This is a genomic window from Porphyromonas sp. COT-108 OH1349, assembly GCF_000768755.1.
Classification (GTDB): domain Bacteria; phylum Bacteroidota; class Bacteroidia; order Bacteroidales; family Porphyromonadaceae; genus Porphyromonas_A; species Porphyromonas_A canoris.
Genome location: NZ_JRAH01000034.1, coordinates 39,617 through 65,660, shown reverse-complemented (window position 1 = coordinate 65,660; position 26,044 = coordinate 39,617). Strand labels below are relative to the sequence as shown.

General features: G+C 42.5%; 24 protein-coding genes and 1 tRNA gene. 16 read left to right on the top strand and 9 right to left on the bottom strand.

Annotation, left to right across the window (positions count from 1 at the left end; all coding sequences use genetic code 11):
• Positions 1-9 precede the first annotated feature (9 nt).
• The 3 genes from JT26_RS08125 to JT26_RS08115 are packed head-to-tail and all read left to right on the top strand — an operon-like array spanning position 10 to position 2,454.
• Positions 10-882 carry a hypothetical protein gene (locus JT26_RS08125; protein ID WP_036848694.1) on the top strand — a complete coding sequence of 291 codons (873 nt, stop codon included), beginning with the start codon at positions 10-12 and terminating at the stop codon, positions 880-882.
• A complete protein-coding gene (locus tag JT26_RS08120) occupies positions 860-1,756 on the top strand; it encodes a metal ABC transporter solute-binding protein, Zn/Mn family (protein ID WP_036848691.1) in 897 nt (298 codons plus the stop codon). The genes JT26_RS08125 and JT26_RS08120 overlap by 23 nt, the downstream gene beginning before the upstream one ends.
• Positions 1,756-2,454 (top strand): metal ABC transporter ATP-binding protein, encoded by a 699-nt coding sequence (locus JT26_RS08115; protein ID WP_052110472.1) that lies wholly within the window; start codon positions 1,756-1,758, stop codon positions 2,452-2,454. The genes JT26_RS08120 and JT26_RS08115 overlap by 1 nt, the downstream gene beginning before the upstream one ends.
• A gap of 115 nt (positions 2,455-2,569) precedes the next feature.
• On the opposite strand, the gene JT26_RS08110 is transcribed toward JT26_RS08115, so the two are convergent.
• The 4 genes from JT26_RS08110 to JT26_RS08095 all read right to left on the bottom strand — a co-directional run bounded on the left by JT26_RS08110 (position 2,570) and on the right by JT26_RS08095 (position 6,253).
• Positions 2,570-2,755, bottom strand: a complete 186-nt coding sequence (locus JT26_RS08110) for a hypothetical protein (RefSeq protein WP_036788723.1) — start codon at positions 2,753-2,755, stop codon at positions 2,570-2,572.
• A 128-nt stretch (positions 2,756-2,883) separates the two neighbouring features.
• Positions 2,884-3,864 carry a methionyl-tRNA formyltransferase gene (gene fmt, locus JT26_RS08105; protein ID WP_036848688.1) on the bottom strand — a complete coding sequence of 327 codons (981 nt, stop codon included), beginning with the start codon at positions 3,862-3,864 and terminating at the stop codon, positions 2,884-2,886.
• Between the two features lie 4 nt (positions 3,865-3,868).
• A complete protein-coding gene (locus tag JT26_RS08100; protein ID WP_036848685.1) occupies positions 3,869-5,662 on the bottom strand; it encodes a chloride channel protein in 1,794 nt (597 codons plus the stop codon).
• Positions 5,663-6,253, bottom strand: coding sequence for an L-threonylcarbamoyladenylate synthase (locus tag JT26_RS08095; protein WP_036788715.1), 591 nt, complete (start codon positions 6,251-6,253; stop codon positions 5,663-5,665).
• 173 nt (positions 6,254-6,426) lie between these two features.
• Here JT26_RS08095 and hemE point away from each other — a divergent pair, with 173 nt between their 5' ends.
• The 5 genes from hemE (at position 6,427) to JT26_RS08065 (ending at position 11,094) form a co-directional block, all read left to right on the top strand.
• A complete protein-coding gene (gene hemE / locus JT26_RS08090) occupies positions 6,427-7,497 on the top strand; it encodes a uroporphyrinogen decarboxylase (RefSeq protein WP_036848681.1) in 1,071 nt (356 codons plus the stop codon).
• A gap of 51 nt (positions 7,498-7,548) precedes the next feature.
• Positions 7,549-8,034 carry a ferritin gene (locus JT26_RS08085; protein ID WP_036788711.1) on the top strand — a complete coding sequence of 162 codons (486 nt, stop codon included), beginning with the start codon at positions 7,549-7,551 and terminating at the stop codon, positions 8,032-8,034.
• 67 nt (positions 8,035-8,101) lie between these two features.
• Positions 8,102-8,186: transfer RNA gene (locus tag JT26_RS08080), tRNA-Leu, on the top strand.
• Positions 8,187-8,812: 626 nt separating this feature from the next.
• Positions 8,813-9,946: an SPFH domain-containing protein gene (locus JT26_RS08070; protein ID WP_036788705.1), complete on the top strand. Its 1,134-nt coding sequence runs from the start codon at positions 8,813-8,815 to the stop codon at positions 9,944-9,946.
• Positions 9,947-9,981: 35 nt separating this feature from the next.
• Positions 9,982-11,094 (top strand): hypothetical protein, encoded by a 1,113-nt coding sequence (locus tag JT26_RS08065; protein ID WP_036848677.1) that lies wholly within the window; start codon positions 9,982-9,984, stop codon positions 11,092-11,094.
• A 161-nt stretch (positions 11,095-11,255) separates the two neighbouring features.
• Here the strand turns inward: JT26_RS08065 and JT26_RS08060 are convergent, their stop codons facing one another.
• Genes JT26_RS08060 through JT26_RS08050 form a run of 3 tightly spaced genes read right to left on the bottom strand, consistent with a single transcriptional unit; the run spans position 11,256 to position 14,802 of the window.
• Positions 11,256-12,218, bottom strand: coding sequence for a DMT family transporter (locus JT26_RS08060; protein ID WP_052110471.1), 963 nt, complete (start codon positions 12,216-12,218; stop codon positions 11,256-11,258).
• Between the two features lie 5 nt (positions 12,219-12,223).
• Entirely contained in the window at positions 12,224-13,297 is a 1,074-nt protein-coding gene (locus JT26_RS08055) for an endonuclease/exonuclease/phosphatase family protein (protein WP_036848673.1), read from the bottom strand.
• Between the two features lie 47 nt (positions 13,298-13,344).
• Positions 13,345-14,802: an aminoacyl-histidine dipeptidase gene (locus JT26_RS08050; protein WP_036848670.1), complete on the bottom strand. Its 1,458-nt coding sequence runs from the start codon at positions 14,800-14,802 to the stop codon at positions 13,345-13,347.
• 80 nt (positions 14,803-14,882) lie between these two features.
• Between JT26_RS08050 and JT26_RS08045 the strand changes: the two genes are divergently transcribed.
• Positions 14,883-15,116, top strand: coding sequence for a hypothetical protein (locus tag JT26_RS08045; protein ID WP_036788693.1), 234 nt, complete (start codon positions 14,883-14,885; stop codon positions 15,114-15,116).
• 112 nt (positions 15,117-15,228) lie between these two features.
• Positions 15,229-15,855 carry an OmpH family outer membrane protein gene (locus JT26_RS08040; protein ID WP_036788689.1) on the top strand — a complete coding sequence of 209 codons (627 nt, stop codon included), beginning with the start codon at positions 15,229-15,231 and terminating at the stop codon, positions 15,853-15,855.
• A gap of 92 nt (positions 15,856-15,947) precedes the next feature.
• On the opposite strand, the gene JT26_RS08035 is transcribed toward JT26_RS08040, so the two are convergent.
• Positions 15,948-17,768, bottom strand: coding sequence for a membrane dipeptidase (locus JT26_RS08035; RefSeq protein WP_036848667.1), 1,821 nt, complete (start codon positions 17,766-17,768; stop codon positions 15,948-15,950).
• A 656-nt stretch (positions 17,769-18,424) separates the two neighbouring features.
• On the opposite strand from JT26_RS08035, the gene JT26_RS08030 reads away from it, so the two are divergent.
• From JT26_RS08030 to JT26_RS08015, 4 genes are all read left to right on the top strand, one after another.
• Entirely contained in the window at positions 18,425-19,150 is a 726-nt protein-coding gene (locus JT26_RS08030; protein ID WP_235300052.1) for a Crp/Fnr family transcriptional regulator, read from the top strand.
• Positions 19,151-19,214: 64 nt separating this feature from the next.
• On the top strand, positions 19,215-20,021 hold the full coding sequence (locus tag JT26_RS08025) for a sulfite exporter TauE/SafE family protein (protein ID WP_036848664.1): 807 nt from the start codon (positions 19,215-19,217) through the stop codon (positions 20,019-20,021).
• A gap of 89 nt (positions 20,022-20,110) precedes the next feature.
• Positions 20,111-21,526, top strand: a complete 1,416-nt coding sequence (locus JT26_RS08020) for a rhodanese-like domain-containing protein (RefSeq protein ID WP_036848662.1) — start codon at positions 20,111-20,113, stop codon at positions 21,524-21,526.
• 35 nt (positions 21,527-21,561) lie between these two features.
• Positions 21,562-21,882: a rhodanese-like domain-containing protein gene (locus JT26_RS08015; RefSeq protein ID WP_235300051.1), complete on the top strand. Its 321-nt coding sequence runs from the start codon at positions 21,562-21,564 to the stop codon at positions 21,880-21,882.
• 178 nt (positions 21,883-22,060) lie between these two features.
• On the opposite strand, the gene JT26_RS10930 is transcribed toward JT26_RS08015, so the two are convergent.
• Positions 22,061-22,207, bottom strand: a complete 147-nt coding sequence (locus JT26_RS10930; protein WP_200878525.1) for a hypothetical protein — start codon at positions 22,205-22,207, stop codon at positions 22,061-22,063.
• 1,240 nt (positions 22,208-23,447) lie between these two features.
• Between JT26_RS10930 and JT26_RS08010 the strand changes: the two genes are divergently transcribed.
• Positions 23,448-25,460 carry an AAA family ATPase gene (locus tag JT26_RS08010; protein WP_036848655.1) on the top strand — a complete coding sequence of 671 codons (2,013 nt, stop codon included), beginning with the start codon at positions 23,448-23,450 and terminating at the stop codon, positions 25,458-25,460.
• The gene (locus tag JT26_RS08005; protein ID WP_036848648.1) at positions 25,454-26,041 is read left to right on the top strand and encodes a hypothetical protein; all 588 of its coding nucleotides are present in this window, start codon (positions 25,454-25,456) and stop codon (positions 26,039-26,041) included. Before JT26_RS08010 ends, JT26_RS08005 begins: the two co-directional genes overlap by 7 nt.
• The last annotated feature ends 3 nt before the right edge of the window (positions 26,042-26,044 follow it).

Genomic DNA, 26,044 nt, shown 5'->3' with positions numbered 1-26,044 from the left:
TTTCCGAATATGCGAGAAAGCAAGAGATTGACAACGATATTGGCACTTCTGTGCTGTGCCGTAGCATTAATGATTGCCAAATGCACGTTTAAGCGTAGTGCATCTTACAATGACAGGATTGTTGTACATACTTCGGAGGACAGGAACAAAAAAGAGATTCCAGAGGAAGGAGAATTAGAGGACTTTGATGCAGTAGAAATTGAAGGAAATATTCTATTAGACTTTATCTATGATAAGGAGGTTAAGCACACCATATATGAAATAGTAGATCAAGACCTCTCGGAAGAAGATATTTTATTCAAGATCTCTAAACAAGACAACAGAAAAGTTTTAAGGATTGTGGACTATAGACATGATTCTGACAATGAACAAATCTATATAAAAATAAAATCCCGAAAGATGAACTTCACGGACATTAGTTTAGACAAAGCTGCATCGGCAAAATTTTCAATTGGTGAAAAGTGGCTTTCCAAACTTAATGCAGAAATCAATAAAGCCGGAAGTTTCTCATTGCAGGGTAATATTGATACCCTTACAGTAGTAACTCAAGATGCATCAACTCTGCTCTTTTCAGGAGATGTAAATATTTTCCATCTTAAATTGGCAGATGCATCTGAGGCAACCTTAGAAGGGAGTTCCAAATATCTTAAAGCGTCAGTACTAAGAGCCTCCGAACTACTTGCAGGTACGTTTAAAACAGACAGCATAGACCTAAAGCTGCTAAACTCATCCGAAGCATTATTAAGCTCTGATAAGGTTAATAAGAACGACATAGACAATTCTTCAAAACTTATTATCTCTTCTCCGGAAGAAAATAAAAGTTCCAAAACTCCTACAAGGACAGACTCCGTAGATGTTAATGCAAAAACTTATCGTCTCTAAGATCTTTCAGCACACTATTGGGGTCATTCTGATCTTATCTTGTCTCTCTTGTACATCTAATGATAAGACAGATTCTAAGCCAGAAATTGTGGTAAGTATTTCTCCACAGAGATTCTTTGCAGAAAAACTGTTAGGAGACGTCGCCAACGTAAGAGTATTGGTTCCTCCTGGAGCAAACCCTGAGTCCTTTGATCCTACACCCAATACCCTTCTCTCCTTATCATCATGTAAGGTATTCTTTTACATGGGAAGTTTGCTTATGGAGAAAACTTTGGTCAATACCATCAATGAGAATGGAATAAAGAGTGTAGATCTTTCAAACTATGTTCCTAAAGAAATTATGGAAGCATATGGGTCAGATCATATTTGTTCTCATCCGGGGCATGTCCACTCAAGCATGGGAGATCCTCATTATTGGTCTTCTATTCTTGGAGGACGTGCGATAGCAAAAGGGATGTTTGAGACATTCCAAGCTATTTTTCCTAAGCATAAAGATTTATTGGAAAAGAACTATGATCAGCTTATCCATGAAATGGATTTATTGGAAAAAGAGATAGAACTACTAAAATCGAACTCTTCAACTCGCTCATTTGTAATCTTTCACCCCTCTCTCTCTTTCTTTTCGGGAGAATGGGGACTCTCTCAAATAGCAGTGGAACACGAAGGCAAAGAGCCGACTCCCAAGCATATAGAGAAGATATTAAAGGAGGCAAAAGACCAAGATGCAAGAGTTGTATTGCTTCAAAAAGAGTTTTCAAGCAGCTCCGTGGAAGCTATTGCCAAGTCTTTATCTCTTCCTACTCACACCATAAATCCGCTATCCGAAGAATGGGATAAGGAGCTATTAGCTACAGCAAAAGCGATATTCAACTAATGCCTTTATTAATAAAAGCTATAGATATTGTAGCCGGATATGATGGGGATATCATTCTTCCAAGAGTATCGTTTGAAATCTCTTCTAACGATTTTATAGGTATTATTGGCCCCAATGGTGGGGGAAAGACAACTTTGATAAAAGTACTATTAGGAATGATAAAGCCTTTCTCCGGAAAAGTTCTTTATGGAGAAGAGGGCTCCCTATTTCCGACATTTGGAATTGGTTATCTTCCGCAACAAAGTAGCATAGACAAACAGTTTCCCATATCTGTTTATGATGTAGTGAGTAGTGGATTGGTAAAAAGCTGGAAAAAAGGTATAAAAGACATCTATAATATTCGGCAGAAAGTGGAAGATATGCTCAAAAGAGTACACATGATTGACTACAAAGATGCTCACATAGGGAAACTATCCGGAGGACAACTCCAACGCATACTTCTCGCTCGCGCATTGGTGTCTTCTCCAGCTCTGCTTATATTAGATGAACCTAATACGTATGTAGATAAACGTTTTGAGGGTCATCTCTACTCTCTTCTTCCCGAAATAAACAAAGAGACCGCCATTATAGTGATCTCTCACGATGTTGGAAGTGTTCAAAAATTAGTGCGAACGATTTTCTGTGTGGATAGAGATCTTCATATCCACCACGATGTTCAATCCTTAGCAAGCAATCCGACGGACCATACTATTGTATAATATCTGTTCTTTTTCAAGGTTATTATCCGTTGGGATTGTTCTATAAAAGAAAAACTGTCCAAATGATCATCTGGACAGCTTCTATTCTTTTTATAACAAGAAGGTACAAAGTCTCTTATTTTTCTCTCATTGGAACAAGATACTTATTAGCAATGATGTGGAAAAGGAACCCACCTACCACAGCAATTAACCCCACAACCAAAAGAGTATTGCTTTGGATATTTCCTCTAAGACCAACAAAGATCAAAATTGCGGCACCGATAAGTTCAATAATGATGCCTAAGTATTTCAGTATGCCCATAATGCTGTTACTTTATATAGTATGTTTATTATTCTTTCTCTAAATTCGTCTCGCTCTATAAAGGCGATATCACTGCAAATAAAGCCATTTTTATTGATTCTACAAAAAAGATTAAGGGAAAAATGCCATTATCTAAATTTCAAAAGAAGATTCTTTCTTGACCCATTCAAAAACGCTTGAATCGTCATTCTTTTCTTACTTGGAGGTTGAAGTTCAAGAAGTTCCACAGACTTTCCGTCCGCAGCAATTACTCTCAAAAAACTCTTTCCATCTGTCTCACATATTCCTGGAGCAGAATTAGAGACATGATCTCCAATTTTCGCATCATACACCTTAAACTGTAAAGAGTTCCCTTCTTCATCTTCACACTCAGCTAAAGCAGCAGGATAGGGAGACATGGCCCTTATAGTAAGCAAGAGGGATTCTGCATTAGATTGTGTAAACGAGAGGAGCTGATCTTCCTTAAAAATCTTCGGAGCGGATGGAGCTTGTGCTGCAGCTATCGGATCTTGTGGAATACCATCTGAAATGGTACCATCAAATAGCCCATCTATGGTTTTTGCTACCAAAAATTTCCCCCTATTCATCAGTTTGTCGTGTAGAGAACCTGCATTATCTACAGGCTCTATATTCACCTCTTCTTGCAACAATATTCGTCCGGTATCTATTTCTTCATCTAATAAAAATGTGGTAATTCCGGTACGTGTTTCTCCATTCTGGATAGCTCTATTGATCGGTGCTGCTCCTCTGTACGCAGGTAATAAGCTTGCATGAAGATTAAAAGTCCCCAGGGCTGGCATATTCCAAACAATCTTAGGAAGCATCCTGAATGCTACTACGACAAATATCTCTGCTCTCCATGCCTGCAAAGAAGATACAAACTTCAAATCTTTAAGGCTTTCCGGTTGCAACAGGGGGAGATTATTAGACTCTGCCACAACTTTCACAGCTGATGGTTGCATCTTGTGTCCTCTTCCGGCAGGTCTATCAGGAACAGTTACCACTCCGGCTATGTTGTATTTCTCAGATACAAGATAGTCTAAAATATGAGCAGCAAACTCCGGTGTTCCAAAGAATACTATCAATCTTTGTTTATTGTTTTCAGACATTTTATTATCCGTCAAAATTGGTTATTAGAAGATCTCTGTAACTATTAAATATTTTAGACTTGGAGACAAATCCCAAATAACAATCTTTTTCATCCAATACAGGCAAGTTCCAAGCCCCTGTGTCATCAAATTGGTGCATCACCTCTTCCATAGTCAAGCTAACATTTACCCTCGCCGGAGGTGATACCATAAACTTCTGCACCAGAAATCTGTCGTATAGTTCTGGGCGAAACATGATGTTCCTAATATTATCCAGCAATACTATCCCAACCAACTTTCTGTCCTCTGTAAGTACCGGAAAAAGGTTTCTTTTACTCTCTCCAAAGACTTGTACCATCTCGCCTAAGGTCATATCCGGCCTAAGCTCACTAAAATCCGTTTCTATTACGTTCTCCACATGTAGAAGTGTAAGGATAGCTTGATCTTTCCTGTGAGTCAGTAGTTTACCTTTCTCTGCTAAACGAAGAGAGTAGATATTATGTGGAAGGAATATCTTATTGGTAGCATACGAACTTATAGAGACCACCATCAGAGGTAGAAACAGATCATACCCGCCGGTAAGTTCGGCAATAAGGAATACTCCTGTCAGAGGTGCATGCATTATACCAGCCATCACCCCTGCCATGCCCATAAGAGCAAAGTTTTTTGTCGGAAGATATGGAGCAAATGGAGCGTAGTTGAGTAAGTATGCAAAAAGGAATCCTGTCAAGCATCCTAAGAAAAGACTTGGTGCAAATACTCCCCCACACCCACCTCCGGAATTGGTAGTTACAGTTGCGAATACTTTCATCAAAATACTCAGAACAACAAATATCGGTAACACCCAAAAGAGATTATCCATATTAGCAAAGATGGTATTCTTCAATATAGAATTCGGATGACCATTAATAAGAGCATTGATAGTGAGGTATCCTTCTCCATACAGTGTTGGTATAAGAAAGATAAGAGCACTCAATATGGAAGCACACAAAGCATAGCGTACCCAATAGCTTGGTATCTTTTTTAAACGTGTCTCAAGAGAAAAAGAAATCTTCGTAAAGTAAAGAGAGACCAAACCACACATCACCCCCAAACATATCACAAACGGAATACGCTCAAGTGTAAACATCTCCGAGTGAGAAAACCCAAACATAGGTTCTGTTCCGAAGGCTACGTAAGAGAGCGTTGCTGCAGTAACAGAGGAGATAAGCAATGGCAGTACGGATGATAGTGTAAGATCCAACATGAGAACCTCTATCACAAATACCAAACCGGTGATAGGAGCCTTAAAAATACCCGCAACAGCTCCGGCAACACCACAACCGACGAGCAACATCAGATTTCGCTGCTCCAACCGGAAAGCTCTACCAATATTACTACCGATCGCGGCTCCTGTCAGAACGATTGGAGATTCGGCTCCGACAGATCCTCCAAATCCAATTGTCATACTTGAAGCAACAAGAGAAGACCACATATTGTGCGGTTTTATCCTACTTTTCTTCTGACTCAAAGCGTAGAGAATCTTGGTAACGCCATGGCTTATATCATCCTTCAGAATGTACCTTACAAAAATTCCGGAAAGCAATATTCCCAGAACGGGAAAGATGAGATAAGAAAAGTTGAGCCGTTGAGTGGCGGTAGTATAAATGACAAAATCCTGAATCTCGTGAATGATAGTCTTAAGAAGACCTGCAGCAAATGAGCTGCAAATACCTATCAAGAATGCTACAATAAGAATAAACAGCCCTTCTTTGATATACTTTTCCCGCCAAAGTAAGACCTTCAGAAAGAACGAATCTATATCTTTTATCAGTTTCATCTATCCTCTTATGATCTTTATAGAACCTTCGACATCAAGTTTAATTATCTTGGAAGCCATAGCAGGATTGCGATCTTGTTGCCTGAAGCTAACCACGTAATCCACTCCGGACTTTATTTCCTCGCTTATCTCCTCAAAGTTTCGAGGAGCACTCTCTCCGCTGATATTTGCAGAAGTAGACACAAGAGGGCGTTTAATTTTGTTGCACAATGCTTTGCAGAAAGCATCATCAGGGATACGTATGCCGGCACTTCCATCCTCAGCCTTCAAGAGAGCACTTACTCCCGTAACATTCGGATAGATAATGGTAAGAGGTTCTGTCGCCAATTCTACCAGATCATACGCTATTTCGGGCACCTCTAGCATATATCTTTCAAGCCATCCGCTGTGTTCCATAAGTGTAATGAGCGCCTTAGAGTCTGCTCGCCTCTTTAGTTCAAAAACCTTAGATACCGCTATATCATTTGTCGCATCACAGCCTATTCCCCAAATTGTATCTGTCGGATAGAGGATCAAACCTCCTTCGAGTACCGTCTTTACAGCTTTTTCCAGATCTTGGGCGTCATAACGTTGTTCTACAGATCTGTCCATTGATTACATTTTTATTATTCTTTAATTATGGATAGCGAATATAGGTATTTCCAAGCAATTGCATGGTCTGACTCGTTAAAATATTTTCCTATCTTTGTGTTTAAGACACGGAAAGATTTCTTTCACGGTAAAAATCTATAAAAGAAAGACTCTCCAAAACTATAACACAAAAGATGAAAGCACACAATAATACGCTCATAGATGCTATTCAGGGCTGCCCCATCACTCATACACCGATATGGATGATGAGACAAGCCGGACGCTATCTTCCGGAGTACATGAAGATACGGGAGGAAGTAGGCTCTTTCATGGGCATGTGTACACGCCCCGACATTGCTGCGGAGATTACTCTTCAGCCGTTAAGGCGTTTTCCGTTGGATGCCGTTATTATCTTTTCCGATATTCTTACCGTTCCCGATGCCATGGGACTCGGTCTCTACTTCGAGGAGAATCAAGGTCCTCTGTTCAAGCATCCTATCCGAACGGAAAGAGATATCAAACAGCTGGAGTTTGATAGTCCATTGTCCATGGAGAAGTTGTCCTATGTCATGGAAGCTATCAAGGAGACAAAGAAAAGGCTCGAGGGTGCAGTACCGCTGATAGGCTTTTGCGGCAGTCCTTTTACGCTTGCTTGCTACATGATAGAGGGCAGTGGAAGCAAACGGTTCATACAGACCAGACGGATGATGTACAGCCGTCTGGATCTTTTGCACAGACTATTGAGCGTACTCTCTCAAGCCCTTATCTCCTATCTTGTTGGGCAGGTGCGTGCCGGAGCAAATGTTGTACAGATCTTCGACACATGGGGAGGGATACTTTCCACTCCGTCGTTCAAGACTTTCAGCCTGGCATACACACAGGAGGTCATGGAAGGAGTCCGAAAAGCATTGGGAGAGTCCGCTCCCCCCATTATCTGCTTCACGAAAGATGCTCCTCTTGCGTGGTATAAGCTCTATAAGGAGTCGGGTGCATCCGTTATAGGAGTGGATTGGCGCCACGAGCTCTCTTCCGTTGCGGAGGCTTTGCCTCGGATGCCATTGCAGGGCAATTCGGATCCATTCCTTTTGCTTGGTGATCCGGAAGCCATAAGGGCGAGAGCGCGAGAGATATTGGATCAGGTTCCTGCCGATACGCCTCACATCTTCAACTTAGGGCACGGCATAGACCGAGAGACGCCGGTAGAACACGTGGCGACATTAGTGGATGAAGTTCGCCGCTACTCTTCTGGAAAGAAACAGCAATAATTTTGTATTTATCACTATATAGTTTTTCACACTAAAACAAATCGTTACACTATGATTCCAAAGACACTTAAACAAGCTATTGACGAACAGATCAAGCTGGAGCTTAATGCTTCCCATATCTATCTTTCCATGTCCATCTACCTTTCCAATGAGGGATGGTCCGGTTTTGCAAAATGGTTTGCAAAGCAAGCCGATGAAGAGTATCAGCACGCCATTACGATGATCAGATACGTCCTTTCGCGCGGAGAGATGCCCATCCTTGCAGGAGTGGAAGCTCCGGAGTCCGACTTCAAGTCCGTCCTACACACATTTGAGAAGAGCTACGAGCACGAATGTAACGTTTCCAAAGCGATCAACAACATCGTAACCATTGCCATCAAGGAGACGGACTATGCCACAGAAAACTTCTTCCGCACGTTTGTGGACGAACAAGTAGAGGAGGAAGAGACTGTTGCGGATATTATAAACAAGCTCAAGCTGATAGATAAGAATCCTGCCGGTCTTATGACATTGGACAGCCAGTTGGGAGCAAGATAAGCCTTGCTCGGCGGCTGCCTTGCACGGGTAAACTTTTTCTTTTACCTTTGTGCCTGAAATTTATGGCGCCCAGATGGTGGAATTGGTAGACACGAAGGACTTAAAATCCTTTAGCCATTGTGGCTGTACGGGTTCGAGTCCCGTTCCGGGCACTTCTAAAGACTCTTGCAAAAGGCTGTTTCATCCTTGCAAGAGTCTTTTTTATACCTGTTTCCCCTGACAACATAACATCTCCGAAGAAAGGAGCTCCACATCATTGTTTCGAGATCTCGGTACTCTGTTTTGCCTCAAAACCAAGCCTCGTGTCGGCTCTTCTGTCCCGAACATCTGCTTTTATCTGCGACTGTAACGGAAAAACAGTCCGGAACAACGACTCTTTCAACAAGAAGAATAAACTCTCTTACTAACAAGTAAAAATAGTTTCTAAGTTTTAGACCAATAGTAATCAAACTTTTCTCAAGTGGATCCGGGAGCAAAACGGCTAAGTCTTCAGAGGGAAAAAAAGAAGGTCTCCAAGCGAAGCCACCAAGATGCAGAAGAAAAGCCCCTAAAGTTTCGGAACAAACGCACTATTCAACGACATGATTGCAGGACAGCATACCCGGATTTTGTCCTAAATAGGGGCTAAACATTTCATCTCAGACTATTGATTTTTGCTGCCTTTTTCCGTTACTTTGTCATGAGACGAAGAGACGACAGATCATAGGGGGAAGGAGATGTTTCTGCTCCTCTTCGAACAAAGAAATGGTTTAATTCAACAAAATATTATTCTGCAATTATGTCACTATTTGGAGCAATCAAAGAGAAAGTTTTCAAAGAATTTATTGACATCATCGAGTGGACAGACTCCAGCTCGGATACAATGGTCTGGCGATTTCCTCGCTATCAAGCCGAAATTAAAAACGGAGCGCAGCTTACCGTTAGAGAGACACAGTTGGCGGTGCTGGTTAATGAAGGTCAGTTTGCCGACGTATTCCAGCCGGGAAGATATGAGCTTACAACTCAAAACATGCCCATTCTGACCACTCTTAAGGGATGGAAATACGGCTTCAACTCACCGTTCAAAGTGGACGTTTACTTCGTCAATACAAAAGAGTTTCTGAACCAACGCTGGGGGACATCCAATCCGATCATGATGAGAGACCCCGAATTTGGTCCTATCAGGCTGCGGGCTTTCGGGTCTTTTAATATCCGCATCCAGTCCGACCCGATACCTTTCATCCGAAAAGTACTGGGAACGAACGAACACTTTACAACAGAAGGTATCCGCGAACAGCTGCGCAACTTCGTCATCACAAAGTTTAGCGACTATCTGGGCGAATCCAAGATCGCTGCGCTTGATCTGGCCGCAAATCTCAATGAGTTCTCTCAAAGCCTTTTCGAGAAACTCTGTGCGGACTTCGCAGATTATGGTTTGGATCTGACAAAGTTTCTCATCGAAAACATATCTCTGCCCGAAAGCGTCGAACAAGCCCTCGATCGCCGTACAAGCATGGGTGTGATAGGAAACATGAATGCTTACACCCAAATGCAGTTTGCAAACTCTCTCGAAAAAGGAGCAGTACATGGCGGATCTCCGGCAGGAGATGCAATGGGAATGGGAATGGGCTTTGCGATGGCATCTCAGATGGCTAACCAAGTAAGCCAAGGCTTGTCAGCCTCGCCTTCCGGTCAGGCAACTGGAGCTATGCCTCCTCCTGTACCGGAAGCAGTACTCTATCATGTGGCTCTGGATGGTAAACCGAAAGGACCTTTCTCCAAAGAAGAACTCATCCGGATGCACGAAGCAGGATCTTTATCTCCTGATAGCCTGGTCTGGACAGCAGGAATGTCGGACTGGGCATCCGCTTCTTCCATCCCAGCTCTGAACGAACTTTTCGGAGCAACCCCTCCTCCTCTTCCTAAGGAGTAAAGATGTGCAACAGAAAGATTTCATGATCAAACACGATGGATATGGTAGAGACCGAGATTGATAGTGCCTTGCAGACAAAGTGTGAGAGATGTGGAAGCTACACACGTTTCGACCCCGAAAGTCAGACTCTCAAGTGTCAGAACTGTGGTTTTACTCAAGCCTTAAACCTGACTCCCGGAAAGATTGTCGAAAACGACTTTGAGTATTGGGCTACTCATTTCAATGGAAGAAAGAAAGAGAAAGAGACCGAAACAGAAAGCCTCCTGAAAGTAAGACAGGTAAGGTGTAAGCAGTGTGGAGCAAAGACATCTATGCCTTCGAACACCAGCGGTATGAGTTGCGCCTTTTGCGGTACTCCCCTTATATTGAGCGAGACAAGCCTTCAGTCGACGTGGCTTCCAAACTATGTCCTCCCTTTCTCCATCACCGAAAAGAGAAGCCAAGAGAGTTTTAGGAAATGGATAGGCTCTCGTTGGTTTTTGCCCAATAAGGTCAAAAGAGGAGACATAGCAACCGACTCTTTCAAGGGGATCTATCTCCCTTTCTGGAGTTATGATGCCGACACCGAAACCCAATATACCGGAGAGCGCGGTATAGACAGGACGGAGGTGGATAAAGATGAGAAAGGGAACATACGGCATAGAACCGTGACAGACTGGTACTATACTTTCGGAGATATCAGCCATAGCTTTGACGATCTATTGGTACCGGCTTCCCATACATTACCCAAAAGCTTGATGAACGATCTCACTCACTGGGATACCAAGAACTGCCTTCCTTACAGCCATGAATATATTGCCGGATTTATCACAGAAATATACCAACAGGATTTTCGTGAAAGTATATCGGAGGCAAAAATGAAGATGGAAGCAGAGCTTGAGCAAATGGTTCGGAATGACATCGGAGGCGATCGTCAGCGAATCCATTCTATGAATACGGAATACAGTAATATTATGTTCAAGCTCATGCTTTTGCCTCTATGGATCAGTGCTTTCAACTACAACGGAAAGCTCTATCAGTTTATAGTAAATGGAAGGACTGGGGAGGTTACCGGAAACTATCCCAAGAGCTTTCTGAAGATATTCCTCTTCATGCTGGGGATCTTACTGATAATAGCTATTTTCTATTTCCTCTGCGGAAAGACATAACACGTGTCTTACTCTTGATATAGTCTCTACAAGAGATGGTAACAAAAATAGTCAGTGCTGCTTGAGAGTTTTCATTGGTTGTGGAACCAATAAAAAATTGTTGAGCAGCACTGTTTTGTAAGTGAAATACTTTAGGAATAGAAATGAGTAAGGTGAAGCAATCACTTTTTTCTAACCAGCCCGGCAATGCGCCCATAAAAAGAGGAGCGTTCTATCACTCCTGATGTTATGATAAGTGTAACGGCACAGAGAATAAGCAAAATACCGGAAAATGTCAAAGTATAAACAGGTTCATCAAACACAATAATTCCAACAGCCATAGCAGTTAATGGCTCCATAGCTCCCAGTACAGAAGCGGCAGTAGAACCTATGGAACGTATGGCAACGACTAAAGCAAGATTGGAAAGAACTGTCGGAATAAGAGCCAAACCTACGATATAAAGCCACTCTTCAAGCTGCGGGATCTGAGTAAGTCCGCCTTGAGTGAGATTCTCTATAATCCAAACTATTCCCGCTGCAAGGAGCATTACCCAAAAGGTAAGCACAGAACCGGAAACACTTTTAACGGGAGAGTGTTGAACTATTACGATATAAAGTGCATAGGCGAAAGCAGACAGAGCTACAACGATAAGACCAAATGTTTCTATACCTCCACTTCCCTCTCCCCAGACATCCATAATAAATGACACGCCCAATATTGCCATAATAATGGCAAGTAAAGAGACAGGCGAGATGCGTTGGCGGTAGAATATAGCTAAGATAATAACTAAGAATACAGGATAGAGAAAGTGTATCACTGTGGCTACTCCAGACGGCATGTAGTAGAATCCCCAGAAAAGAAACATAGCTGAGCCAACATACATCATGGCAAGAGCAAATACACTGGGAATTGCTTTCTTGGGCACTTTGAGATTTTTCTTCCTAAAGAAAGACAATAAACCAATGATAAGGGCAGAAAAAAGAAAACGGTAAAAAATAATGGTACCTTTAGAAACACCTATTTCCATAACCGGAAGAGTAAAGAAAGGTATCAATCCAAAAGATGCTGAGGCAAATATACCAATGATCCATCCTCTGACTAATTGCCATACAGAGCTCTTACCATTTTGCTTTACTTGTTCCATGACATTTATCGTTCTGAAATAGTTGCGCGTTTACCATAGTTCAGATCAATGTAAATGGGAAAATGATCCGAATATCCGCCTGTATAGAATCCCCCGGAAAAGAATCGGAAAGGTCTGGGCATACTAAATCTTTTATCTTGCAAAAAGAGAGGAGCGTAAACTTGTGCTTTCGGACTCTCTATACAAAGAGTTTCGGACTCTGACCGGACAAGAGAAGAAGAAACAATAATATGATCCGGAGCCCAACCTTTACCTTGAAAATAGTGTGAGTAGAGACCTCTGTCAGAAAACTCTTCACAGAGATGTAGTAAAGAGTCTGATAAAAGAAGTGCCGCCGGATCTGTGGGATCTTCGTTGGCATCTCCCATGATTATTATTTTGGCTTTGGGCTTCCGAGATAGAAGATCGCTGAGATGATTACGAATATTCTTTGCTGCTAAAACCCGCTTCTGTTCGCTCTCTCTTACACCACCTCTTCTTGATGGCAGATGAATGGCATAAAGGTGAAGAGTGTCTCTATCAGCCTTCATCGCTTCACTTCTATAGCTAAACAATGTTTCGAGTACGAGATAAAGCGTATGCCGTCCGGGGAAATGTGAAGTGTCAACAAAAGAGTAGTTAGGAATCTCCTCTCTCTCAATCTTCCGAAATAATCTTCTATCCCATGCAATAGCAACATTAATACCTCTACCATCTTTCCCATTCGTCACATCAAAATTAAAGTAAGGAGAATCATCCATATCGTGCTTTGTCCTATATAGTAACTCTTCTACCACTCTACTGTTTTCCACTTCACTAAAAGCTATGATAGCAGGAAGTTCCCAACCATTGATACTATTGAGTACCGTAGAAATATTAGATAGTTTTCTCTGATACCTTGCTCCATTCCATTTATATTCGCCAGCAGGAGAAAAGGCATGATCTGCATAGGAACTCGAAGGTATCGTATCAAACAAATTCTCTACATTATAACTAACGACTCTAATCTTTTCGGGAGGAGACCATGAGACAAAAAGAAAAAATATGAAAAGACCCGATAGCAATACCATAAAGTAATGTTTGCTACCGAGTCTCTTCATATCTCTATTATTGCGTTTACAAAAAACGCAGTAAAATCTTGATTTACTTATTTCTTAGGAGCATGCTTCAACACTTCAAGAAGGTGATCCCACCACATCTTTACAGTTACGATCTCAAGTCTTTCGTTTGGAGAGTGGACATCCCTCATGGTAGGTCCAAAAGATACCATATCCAGATGAGGGTATTTTTCCTTGAATAACCCACACTCCAGACCGGCGTGGATAGCCTTCACTTCTGGAGACTTACCGAAAAGCTTTTCATAAGTTTCTTTTGCGACTTTGAGTATTTCAGAGTCGATGTTTGGCTCCCAGCCCGGATAACCATCTCTTTCAACAACCTCTGCACCTGCCAACTCAAATACTGCACGTACAGTTTGACCTGCCGCACGTTTGAGAGATTCAGTACTACTGCGTTGACTGGTTTCCACAAGAATCTGTTTTTCTTCTTCTTTGATCTTAATAGAGGCAAGATTATTTGAAGTCTCCACAAGACCTTCAATAGCATGGCTCATACCTAAAACGCCATGAGGACAAGCAATCAATGCCGAAAGAAGGAAATACTTAGTATCCTCATCTATAATGTACTCCGGTTTATCTGTTGTAGATACAGTAAGGGTAACACCCGGGTCTACAGCCTTAAGTTCATTATGAACATCTGCTGCAAATTCATTTGCAAAGATAGCTACTTGCTCTTTTAATTCTGAAGGAATGCCTATAATAGCATGAGCTTCACGAGGAATAGCATTATGGAGATTACCACCTCTAATATCTGCCAAAGTCCAATCTTCTGTAATATCGTTAAGACCTACAAGGTATCTTGCCAAGATCTTATTAGCATTCCCAAGTCCTACATGAATATCTCCACCGGAGTGTCCTCCACGAAGGCCTTTTATATCAACACGCAAATATGTTTTATCTGGACAAGCATAGCCCTTTTGGTAGTCGAAATAAGCAATCTGTCCCATACCTCCTGCGCAACCGATGAACAACTCGCCTTCATCCTCGCTATCCAAGTTGAGAAGAATATGAGAATCTATAAAGCCCTCCTTAAGTTCCATAGCTCCCGTAAGACCTGTCTCTTCGTCCACTGTGAACAGACACTCAATAGGACCATGCTCAATATCATCAGAAGCCAGTATTGCCAACTCTGCTGCGACACCGATACCATTATCAGCTCCGAGAGTCGTACCTTTAGCTTTCAACCAACCATCAACAATCTCTGTCTGGATAGCATCATTCTCAAAGTCAAACACAACATCACTGTTCTTCTCACAAACCATATCAATATGGCTCTGCATGCAAACAGACTTTCTGTCTTCATAACCGGGAGTAGCTGCTTTTTTAATAACAATATTGCCTACGTGGTCTTTCTTGTACTCCAAGTTGTGTTCCTTGGCAAATGCCTCAAGATATGCGATTATCTTGCCTTCTTTCTTCGATGGACGTGGCACTTTTGTGATTTCTTCAAAGTAGTGCCAAATAATTCTTGGGTTCAGTGTATTCATAAATAAATGATTAATTTTGGTTTGTCGTTGGATGACAACTATTAGTCGGATTATTTTCCATCTCAAAAGTACAAAAAAATATGTCAACTCTCTTACTTATATCGATCGTTATCGTCCTTATTTCAGTTCTTTTACTGGGGATCAATGTCTTTTTCACTAAAACAAGACGATTCCCATCTTCTCATGTCGGGGCACAACCTGCTCTAAGAGAGAAAGGGCTCTCTTGCCATAGAGAGCAGCATGCAGATGACTCTGAGAGGAAAAATTTGGAAGAACGCATTAAAGAAGAGGATAATGATGACCAAATAAATTAGATTATATGAGAGATATATTGTATCTTCGCACGCAGATTCCTTTGTTGGTCAATATTATATGTACAATAGAAAGGAATTGGGAGTTAAGATATATAACGTATAAGCGCTTACGATGAAAAATTTCAATTACATTTCAACAGCCATATTGGCTATAGCGGTTGTGGTACTATTTGGGCTGCATTTCTCTGGGAATAAAAGTGTTAATAGCTCAACTCAAGAGATTGGCATGGGAGATTCTACTGCTGTTGAAGCGGTAACAATGCCTATTGCTTACATCAATGTGGACACTATTCTTGTTCACTATCATCTCTCTAAAGAGCTTAACGAGCAGATGGTTCGTCGTGCGGAATCTGCACAAGCGACATTGAATCAGCGTCTAAAATCTTTTGAGGCTGAAGCTGCGGAGTTTCAAAGAAAAGCACAAAACCAAGCGTTCTTATCTCCACAGAGTGCAGAACAACAACGTAATAATCTGATGAAGCGTCAGGCAGAATTGGAGCAGCTTCAACAAAAGCTTTCTGTAGAGTTTCAACAACAACAGTTGGAAACGAACACGGTTTTGAGAGATACCATCATGTCTCAGTTGGCTGCATTCAACAAGACGATGGGGATACAAGTGATCTTCTCCAATACGATGAATGATAATATCTTGCTTTCGGACAAGAAGTACGATATAACGGCTAAGTTCCTGGAGTATCTCAACAGCAATCATACTCCGGCTACGGCTGAAAAGAAATAACAGACAAAATCAAAAGCTTTATAAAAAGGGAACGACCTCTTTATCCGATCGGACAAAGAGGTCGTTCCCTTTTCAACATAGCAGATAAATCGCTATCTCATTGTCTTCTCCTGTCTGATTTTATAGCCTTTCATCTGCACATCCTTCATTACACGCAGGAAGTTGTGTCCCCATACTTTCATGAGCTCTTCGGTGGAGAATCCTCTGCGAAGCATTTCGATGGTCAATCGTTTCATTGCAGAAGCATCTCTGCAGCCGATCACCTCCCCATCGCCATCAAAATCGGAGCCGATACCGACATGGTCTATCCCGACAAGCTCTCTGATATGTTCGACATGATCTATCACATGAAGCAGAGAGGCCTCGTTTGAAGGTTCATATACAAATCCCTTGTACATACAGACCTGCACAACACCGCCGCATTCGGCTATGGCTTTGATCTGATCATCGTACAAATTTCTGGGATGATCGCAGATTGCCCGTGCACCGGAATGCGATGCGATGATGGGAGACGTGCTCACCTCAAGGACATCTTCTATGGTTCTGATACCGGCGTGAGAGACATCCACCATAACGCCCCAAGTGTTCATTTGTCGGACCACTTCTCGTCCGAGGGAGCTGAGTCCGTTATGCGTATGGTTGCTTCGCGATGCACTGTCGCAGATTGCGTTATCTCCATTATGACAGAGCGTGATGTACTTCACTCCCATCTTTGCAAACTCTTCCACCTTGTCCGGATCTCCTCCCAGTGCATAGCCGTTTTCTATTCCGAGTATGATGCTTTTGCGGTTGTTCTCCTTATTGACATACAAGTCTTTTGACGAGAAAGCGAGCCGGGCAGCTCCTCCGCTGTTCTTGACTGCCGTCTTCAGCTTTCGGATCCGTTCCAGAGCATACTCATAAGCCTTCGCGTGCCCTTCCGGTGAGATTTCTCCTTGCGGAAGATAAGCCACCATCACTGCGGCATCCAGATTTCCGGCTCTCATCTTGGGGAGATCCACCAACGCTTTATCACTCAGGGCGGTCAGGTCGTAAGGTTCGTCATTCTTGAAGAGCATCGGTGTGTCCGTATGCGAGTCGAGAGTAAGATGTTTGCCATGAAAAGTACGAGCTTCGGCATACAGTGTAGCCTCTTTGACAAGGAAAGAGAACAGGGCGGCTTGCTCTTCGGACTCTCCTTCGGACACCATTGCCTCCGGATGCCACTGTACTCCCATGGCGTTATGTTCCGGATAGGCGTCTATCGCCTCCACTATTCCGTCCCTTGCCGTGGCGCAGACGCGGATGCTTTTGCCCAACCGTCCCACCGCCTGATGGTGAAAAGAGTTGACATAGATACTCTCCTGTGCTCCGAAAACATCTGAAAGTCGGCTCTTCTTCTCCATACTTACCGAGTGCCAGGGTTCGCTCCGGTGCGATGTCTGTACATGAAGGACTCCCTCCTGCTCGCAGGCGGAAGGAATATCTTGTATCATCGAACCTCCGAGCACGACATTCAGCAGCTGCATTCCGCGACAGATGCCAAGCAGCGGGATACCGCGTTCGAGAGCCGTGATGACCACTGCCATGTCGAAGGCGTCCTTCACCCAGTCCGCCGCTCCGAGCTTCGGATGGGGCTCTTCTCCATACCAAAGCGGATGAGCGTCCGCTCCTCCCGTCACGAGGATTCCATGACATCGCTCCACGGCCTGCACCGTTGCCTCCGTATCGTTGGAGTAGGGTATGATGTAAGGTGCGCCTCCGCTGCGGATCACCGCCTTTATGTAGTTGTCTCTCAACTCCTGATCCACGCCGGCATGATTGGCAGTGATTCCGATCAGCGGCTTTTTATCCTCCGATCCCACCGTGAATCTTCTCACTTTCTCACGCAAAGCCGCGAGATTTGCAAACTCTATTCCTCTGTTATTTTTCATATCGGACTACTGATTTTTTCATTATCCCATGCTCTTTCTGCAAAGATAGCATTTACATCTCTTAGTTATGACCCGAAGCAGAGATCCGTTCCTCTCCGGCGGCTGATAAACAGGGTTGATGAGGGGGATGATTCACGGCCTCCTGTCCGGTCATGATCAAAACCGAGCCGAATCATTACCCTTCGGGAAAAAGGAGCAAAAATTTTTGTCAATTCTTATTGAGCAATAACCGTATTGTAAACGGTGAATAATCCGGCTGATAATGATCAAAAACTGATTTCTTACTTACAAATTCTATATTTCTCGCCGTGAAACCAATATTTCACGGCGAGAAACCAATATTTCACGGCGAGAAACCAACATTTCACGGCGAGAAATATAGAATTGGTAAGTAATAATAGAACTTTTGATTGGCAACTTTTTAATTTTTAATCACTGGAAATAGAGCTTTCGAACGGATTGGAAATAGAGCTTCCGAACGGCAGCTTTCGGGGTGCAGATCATTGGAAATAGAGCTTCCGAACGGCAGCTTTCGGATTATCGCTTTATCGCTTTTCAACCATTGTACGGGCACAAACATCCGTTCGAGAAGAAGATCCGGGCTTGACGAAAAGCTGTTGAGCCAAAGGAGATTCAGTCTCAAGAAGAGAAAAAAGATGATGCAAAGAGAGCTCGGAAAGAAGATCTTCGAGAAAAGGAAAGGTGCCGGAAAGGCTCCGAACAGGAGGATGCGGGCATTTTTTATTAAGTTTGTCCTCATGAAATATTTGGAAGAGATCTCGGAGTTTCGCTCCTCTCCGGAGCTTGTGGAGAAGCTGTACAGGTACGGCATATTGAAAGTTTATGAGGCGGGCAGCGTTATTCTGAATGAGAATGCGCACATCCGCTCTATCCCGATCGTGATGAAAGGCGTGATGAAGGTGTTGCGCACGGAGGAAGACGGCAGGGAGATTCTGCTCTATTATATCCGTGCGGGAGAGAGCTGCATCATGTCTTTCCTCGGAGGTCTGCACCATGAGACGAGCAAAGTACGGGTGGAGATCGAGGAGGACGCGGAGATCCTCTTCCTTCCGGTAGACAAGGTTTCGCTCTTTATGAGGGAACATCCGGAGTGGCTGGATTATATCTTCCGCTCTTATCATAAGCGGTTCGAGGAGCTGTTGGAAACAGTCAATGCCATCGCCTTCAAGAGAATGGACGAACGTCTGCTGGATCTGATCCGGAAGAAGGTAGAGCTGACCGGAAACAACACGATCCAGATCACTCACGAACAGCTTGCCGGCGAGCTGGGGACTGCAAGAGCCGTGGTGTCGCGCCTGCTCAAACAGCTCGAAGAGGCAGACATCGTGCGGCTGGGGCGCAACAAGATTTCCGTTGTGTGACTAAAGTAGCTGTGAGAACCGGCAAAGATGGCGACCTTTGTTCCATGATAAAACAGAAGAGTTTATGTATGTAATAGGTTATCTGGCATCCGTCTTGATCGGTCTTTCTCTCGGACTCATCGGGGGCGGAGGAAGTATTCTGACCGTTCCGGTCCTTGTCTATCTGTTTGGCGTGAATCCCGTCTTGGGCACAGCTTATTCTCTTTTCATTGTGGGAGCCACGAGTGCCGTGGGGAGCGTCTCGTACTTCCGTCGCTCGCTGGTGGATGTGCGGACGGCTGTGGTGTTCGGCATTCCGTCCATCGTATCGGTCTTTCTGACAAGAGCCTATATCATTCCCGCCATCCCGCAGGAGATCTTGAGAATGGGAGGCTTCGTGCTTGACAAGAGTATGTTCCTGATGCTTCTGTTTGCGGTACTGATGCTTGCAGCCTCAATCAGCATGATCAGACCGGGAGGCAAAAGGGAGAGCAAGGCAGATAACGGTCGCAAGTTCGGACGCTTTCCTTATCTTCTGATCCTGATCGAAGGCGCCGTGGTAGGCTCGCTCACCGGTCTTGTCGGGGCAGGTGGCGGCTTCCTGATCATTCCCGCCTTGGTGGTGCTCGGGGGGCTTCCCATGAAACAAGCCATCGGTACTTCCCTGGTGATCATATCCGCCAAGTCTCTTCTCGGATTCCTCGGAGAGAGTAATTTACCGGGACTCGACCGGACTCTCCTGTTGTCGGTTACCGGATTCGCAATAGTCGGAATATTCATCGGAATGAAGCTGTCTCAGTACATTGATGGAGCAAAGCTGAAACCGGCTTTCGGCTGGTTCGTCTTCGTGATGGGAATATATATCATCCTGAAAGAGACAATCTTCACATAAGTAAACGTTGTGTGACTAAAGTAGCTGTACAAGAGAAGAAATAGCTGCATCTTTGTATCGTTAAGCAAATATTCAAGCATTCAACAACCATGAAAGTAGAACAAATTTATACAGGATGCCTTGCTCAGGGCGCATACTACATCACCTCAATGGGGGAAGCTGCCATCATCGACCCTCTCCGTGAAGTGGCTCCATACCTCGAGAGACTAAAGCGTGACGGGGTACAACTGAAGTATATACTGGAAACCCATTTCCATGCCGACTTTGTGAGCGGACACCTCGACCTGAGTCGTGCAACGGGAGCACCGATCATCTACGGACCGACAGCCAAACCGGAGTTTGATGCCATCGTTGCGGAAGATAACCAAGTCTTCCAATTGGGTAAAGCCAAAATCAAAGTGCTCCACACTCCGGGACACACCATGGAAAGCTCCTGCTTCCTTCTTATAGACGAAGAGGGACATGAGACAGCTCTTTTCAGTGGAGACACACTCTTCCTTGGAGATGTCGGCAGACCGGATCTTGCACAAAAGGCGGCGAATCTGACCCAAGAAGAGCTGGCAGGTCTGCTCTATGATAGTCTCTATAACAAGATTCTTCCCCTATCGGACGATATAACGGTCTATCCGGCTCACGGTGCAGGATCGGCATGCGGAAAGAATATGATGAAAGAGACAGTGGACAGCCTTGGAAACCAAAAAAAGGTCAATTATGCCCTTAACCAACCCAGCAAAGAAGCATTCATAGCATCGGTAATAGAAGGCTTACTCCCTCCTCCTGCCTATTTCGGAGGAAATGTTGCCATGAACAAGCAAGGGTACGATAGCATCGAAACCGTACTGGAGAGAGGTTTGTCTGCACTCTCGGCTGAAGATTTTGAGACAATGGCAGAAAGATCCGGAGCACTCATCCTCGATACGAGAGCTCCCGGTACATTTGCGCAGGGCTTCATCCCTCGCTCTATCAACATAGGTATAGATGGCGACTTTGCTCCATGGGTCGGTACAATGATCGTTGACGTCAAACAGCCACTACTCCTCGTAACGGATGTCGGACGAGAAGAAGAGGTGATCACAAGACTGAGTCGCGTGGGCTTTGATAACGTACTTGGCTATCTGGACGGAGGTTTCGATACATGGAGAGCTTCGGGCAAAGAGACAGACCGGGTGGAATGCATCACTGCGGAAGAGTTTGCACAACGATTCGCTTCCGAAAAGACTCTCGTGATAGATGTCCGCAAAGAGAGCGAATACGCATCAGAGCACGTGGAAGAGGCTTACAGCCGTCCGCTCGCCTATATCAACGATTGGATTTCAGACCTTCCTCAAGACCAACACTTCTATATCCACTGTGCAGGCGGCTACCGCAGCATGATCGCATCAAGCATCCTGCAGGCGAGAGGCTATCGCAACTTTACGGACATCGAAGGAGGCTTTGGCAGCATAACACAAACAGACATCCATAAAACCGATTTTGTATGTCAAAGCAAAACATCAAAAAGATAATATCATTTCCCTTACTTATAATTATAGCATTTCTCATGTTTGGATTACTAAAGAACCTATTCTCTCAGCCTGACGATCAGGCTCTCACAGAAGCTATCCGCTCCGGAGCTTTCCTTGTAGACGTACGTACTTCGGGCGAGTTTGCATCCGGCTCTGTTTCCGGAGCTGTGAACATTCCGTTGGATCAGATAGAGTCTCGTCTCAACGAGTTCAAAGACAAGAAAACCATCATAGTATTCTGTCGCAGTGGCAACAGAAGTGGTCAGGCAAAAAGCATTCTTGAACGCAGCGGCTTCACCAATGTCCTCAATGGCGGCACTTGGGAGCATGTTGCGTCTCTCAAAGGCAACAAATAACACCAACTTCATAAGCTCGGCATTCTTTCGAGGCACACTCTCGAACCGGTTCCTCCGAACCATCCTCCATAACACCGAGTCATAAACCAAGAATCTCTTGCTCTGTCGCTCTCAGATATTCTGAGTTGCACGACATGGGCAAGAGATCCTCTTTGTTATCTATCTTTTCAAAAAGCTTTTATTTGTTTTTAGAGGTTTGATTTGGATTTAACTGCTTTCCTCTATTCCCATGCACTTGAGAGTATTGTCTGTTAACTCCATCTGTTCCTTTATTGGCGTTAATCTGATTTGAATGATTTTGTTGAGGGGTGATTTTTTTGCTCATTGTAATAAGTTGTTGATTGAATTATAAATATACTCTTCTTATAAAAGACCTTTTTTCATTATGGGATTAAATATACCTTCTCCTATATCTTCCAACAGAGAAGAGATTTTCTAAGCAATTTTCAAAATATCCGCGCACATCAACAAATAAAATAAAACCTCCCGATTTCAAAATGAAATCAAGAGGTTTACATTGCACTACTTTTTTACTGTGGTGCCACCAGGAATCGAATAAGATTGATAAGTGGCTGTATTTCTTTGAGTTTATATTCTACAAAAGACCTAATCTCCCGCTATTGCTCCACCGATTTTCTGCAATGCTTTGCTTCTTTTTTGTGGGTGATATTCTTATATATGCACAAAGGTAATAGGATCCACGGGAAGGAGCAATTATTTTCTGGTAGCAGTTCTTTCGGAGTTCTCCCTTCCTATTTCGCATAGTGACGGTAGTCTGACTTATGAAGAAATTTTGTGTTGATCTGTCTATTTGTATCCGACTCTAAGTTTGCCACGATATTCTTATATCGAGATCACTCTTTATTACTTATAATTTTATTCCGATGATAGCATGGTATGTAGTTTTATCTTCTTAATCTCTCTGTTACAACGGAATTTTATCTCCAAAACGTTGTAAGTTCCGAGCATGCAAGCGATAATATCATTCCCTTTTGTCTAAGGTTCATCATTGGGGAATAGTCCTATCAGTACTATAATGTTTTTCTCAGTCTTTCTTCTACTAATGGAGTGCGTAATGTTTATTCCCGCATTGCACATTTATTTTAGAATATTATGGTTCGGATAGAGAGAAAGTGTGGCGAGCTATGTGGTTGTTTTCAATAATAAAGATGCCACTCATGTATGTTGGAGGGAGTGGCAATGTCTTTTCACATGGCAAGACATTGCGATTTGTCTTTTCCTTTGAAAATGAATAGCTTACGGGGGTTTAATCTTGGCAGGCAACGATTTAGGAACGAGCTAAATTCTATATTCTATCTTGTTTTTCATTAAATCAAAAGAACACCTTTATGACTGCATAATGTATAAAAAAATCGCGAGGTACCTACATTAGTATAACGAAATACGTCCTAGAGTCCAATAACATACTTTTTTGTCAGTTGAAGAAAAACTTTTTCTATAATATCTGTGTATTCTCGCGTATTTGGTGTACCTTCGTGTGGTAAATTGGGTGTATTGGGCGTGTATAATGCCTGTATATCACATATGACTGAACTTAAAATATTATGAGTAGGCAAATATATCTACCAGAGTTGTTAAGTATAAACATTAAGAATTATACTTTATATCCTAATGGCTTGGATTACACCTTTGATTTTGTCAAAGGTGTAAATCTTGTGTTAGGCGGTAATGGTATGGGAAAAACAACTTTTGTCAATATTATTAGGTTTGCCATTCTTGGTTTATATAAAAAGCCTTTTGGATACACCCGTACTTACCAAGGGAATATTATAGAAAAACGCCAATTGTTTCCACAAAAGTATTTCAGCAATCGTATGGACGACAGTGTTCACACGGACGCTTCTCCTACCGTATCGATTAGCATGAAGATAAACAATGTCACAGTTGAATTGACGAGAGATTTATCTTCAATAACTTTGACCCAGCTAAAGGTTAATGGAACTGAAGTATCTGGGACCTTAGTCAATCAATTCAGCTACGAAAAATTATCGGATGCTGCAAAAGCTGATACGCTACCTTATAAATATGAGGAAATCATAAAGGTCAACACAAATCTGGAATTCGACGATTTAATTTTTTTTGTAAATGAAGTCCTTTTTTTTGGAGAAGACCACAAGACAATTCTTTGGAACGATGGCGACTTCTTTCCGGATGTACAAAGCGAACTGTTCAACAAATATTTTAACGATCCAGATCTTGACAAGAAACGGCAAGAGGCTATCAGAAAAGCTAAATATTTTGACAGTTTGTCTCGCCATAGTTCAGAAGATATGAGAGCCATCAATAAGGTTTTGAGCAAAATGAAGGACGCTCCAGTAACAGGCCACTCAATAACCAATAAGGAAAATACAGCACTTATTCTTATCGATTTGAAGGGGAGGCTTGTGGAAATGGATGCCAAACTGGCAGCCATACAAAAAGAACGTGCTTCGAAGAGTCAGGATATATCATTATTGCAGAATGATATCAATAAAATTAGCTTATCTACAAACGATATAGACAAGGAGTTAAAACAAATAGAGGATAAACTAAACAGCCATATATGGGAAACCCTTCACCCCTCATATCATGTTTTCATAAAGAATATTCAGCTGAACCGCATCTGTCCGATGTGCAATCAGCCGAATGATGACTTGGTTGCGAAAGTTACAAATGAACAAAATAACTGTTTCGCATGCAGTACTCCGATTAATACAAACACTGAGGCAGACATAATACTGAGAAAGCACTTTGATGAAATAAGCACACATAGAAAAACTTTGTATCAATCCATCAATAGCAAAAAACAAACGATACAAAATATTGAGCAGCAAATTATTAAATTAGACTCCGAGTTTTCCAAGATTGAATTGGAAAGAAGAACAATTCAGCAAAAAGTCAGGGAACTTGAGTATGAAAATGCCATGTCTGATAACAGTCAAAATTCCATTCAACCATTCTTGGATGAGGTAAATCGTCTGACACAACAAAAGGAGGCATACCAAAAACAACGTGACGAGCAGTATGATATAGTAACGTCCATCTCAAATGAGATAGAAGATGTCATAACAGCAAATGTTCATGTATTCTCTTCAATTTTTGCTCAATATGCAGGAAAGTTTTTAGGTGTATCTTGCGAACTGACATACATCAAACAGGCTGGAGATACCAACAAACGCTTTTATCCGGTTATTGACGGGAAAGTACGGTTTTACGAAGAAGAAATGTCGGAGTCACAACGATTCTTTGTAGACCATTCCTTCAGAATGAGTATTCTTACATTCTTCTATAGGACTCCATCTTTCTATATAGTTGAGACTCCTGATAGTAGTTTGGATATATCATACGAAAGGAATGCAGCAAGTGTATTTACTGAATTTCTCAAAAAGCCCAACTCATTAATTATAACATCAAATCTGAACAATAGTTTGTTCATAGAACATTTATTGAATCAGAAAGACATTGAACTTGGAATCGTTGGTTTATTGGAGATAGCAAAACAATCTACCATACAAAACACGAATGAGCAGTTAAAATCAATCTATCAACATATTAAAACCAGATTGGAATCATGTTAGAAAAGAATTTGATAAGAGCAAATGAAGATATAGTAACCGTCACAATCATAGCCAAAAGTATGGGTTGGGGGGCAGTTTCGGAACAATCTTTCCATCGGATATTGTATTTGGTCCAAATTCTCTATTCATTCAAACATGAAGGAGAAAACATATTCTCATATTACCATTTTACAGTAACGACTTTTGGCCCATATTCAGATTTGATACAACGAAGTTTAGTCTTTTTGAAAAGCCTTTCTATATTGCGTGAAGAAGAAGGAGGTTTGATTTTAAACTCTGAGAAAAAGTTTCCTTTGAATAAAGATAAAGTCGAATGGTTGAAGACTGTGATGTATATGTTAGGCAAGTACGGCGAGAAAAGGCTGTTTGGCTTTATTGTAAATGACCCTTCCTATGAGAATGCCACACAGACCAACAATATAGATGGCATTGATACTTCATCGCCTGATAGCGAAACTCTTAAAGTTCTGAAAGATTTCAAGGTGGCATTTGAACAGTCTATTGAAGACACATCGGCTATTAGTGATGAGAAATACATTGAACTGTATTTTGAATACATTTTTAGTGAAATCATAAAGTAGCAG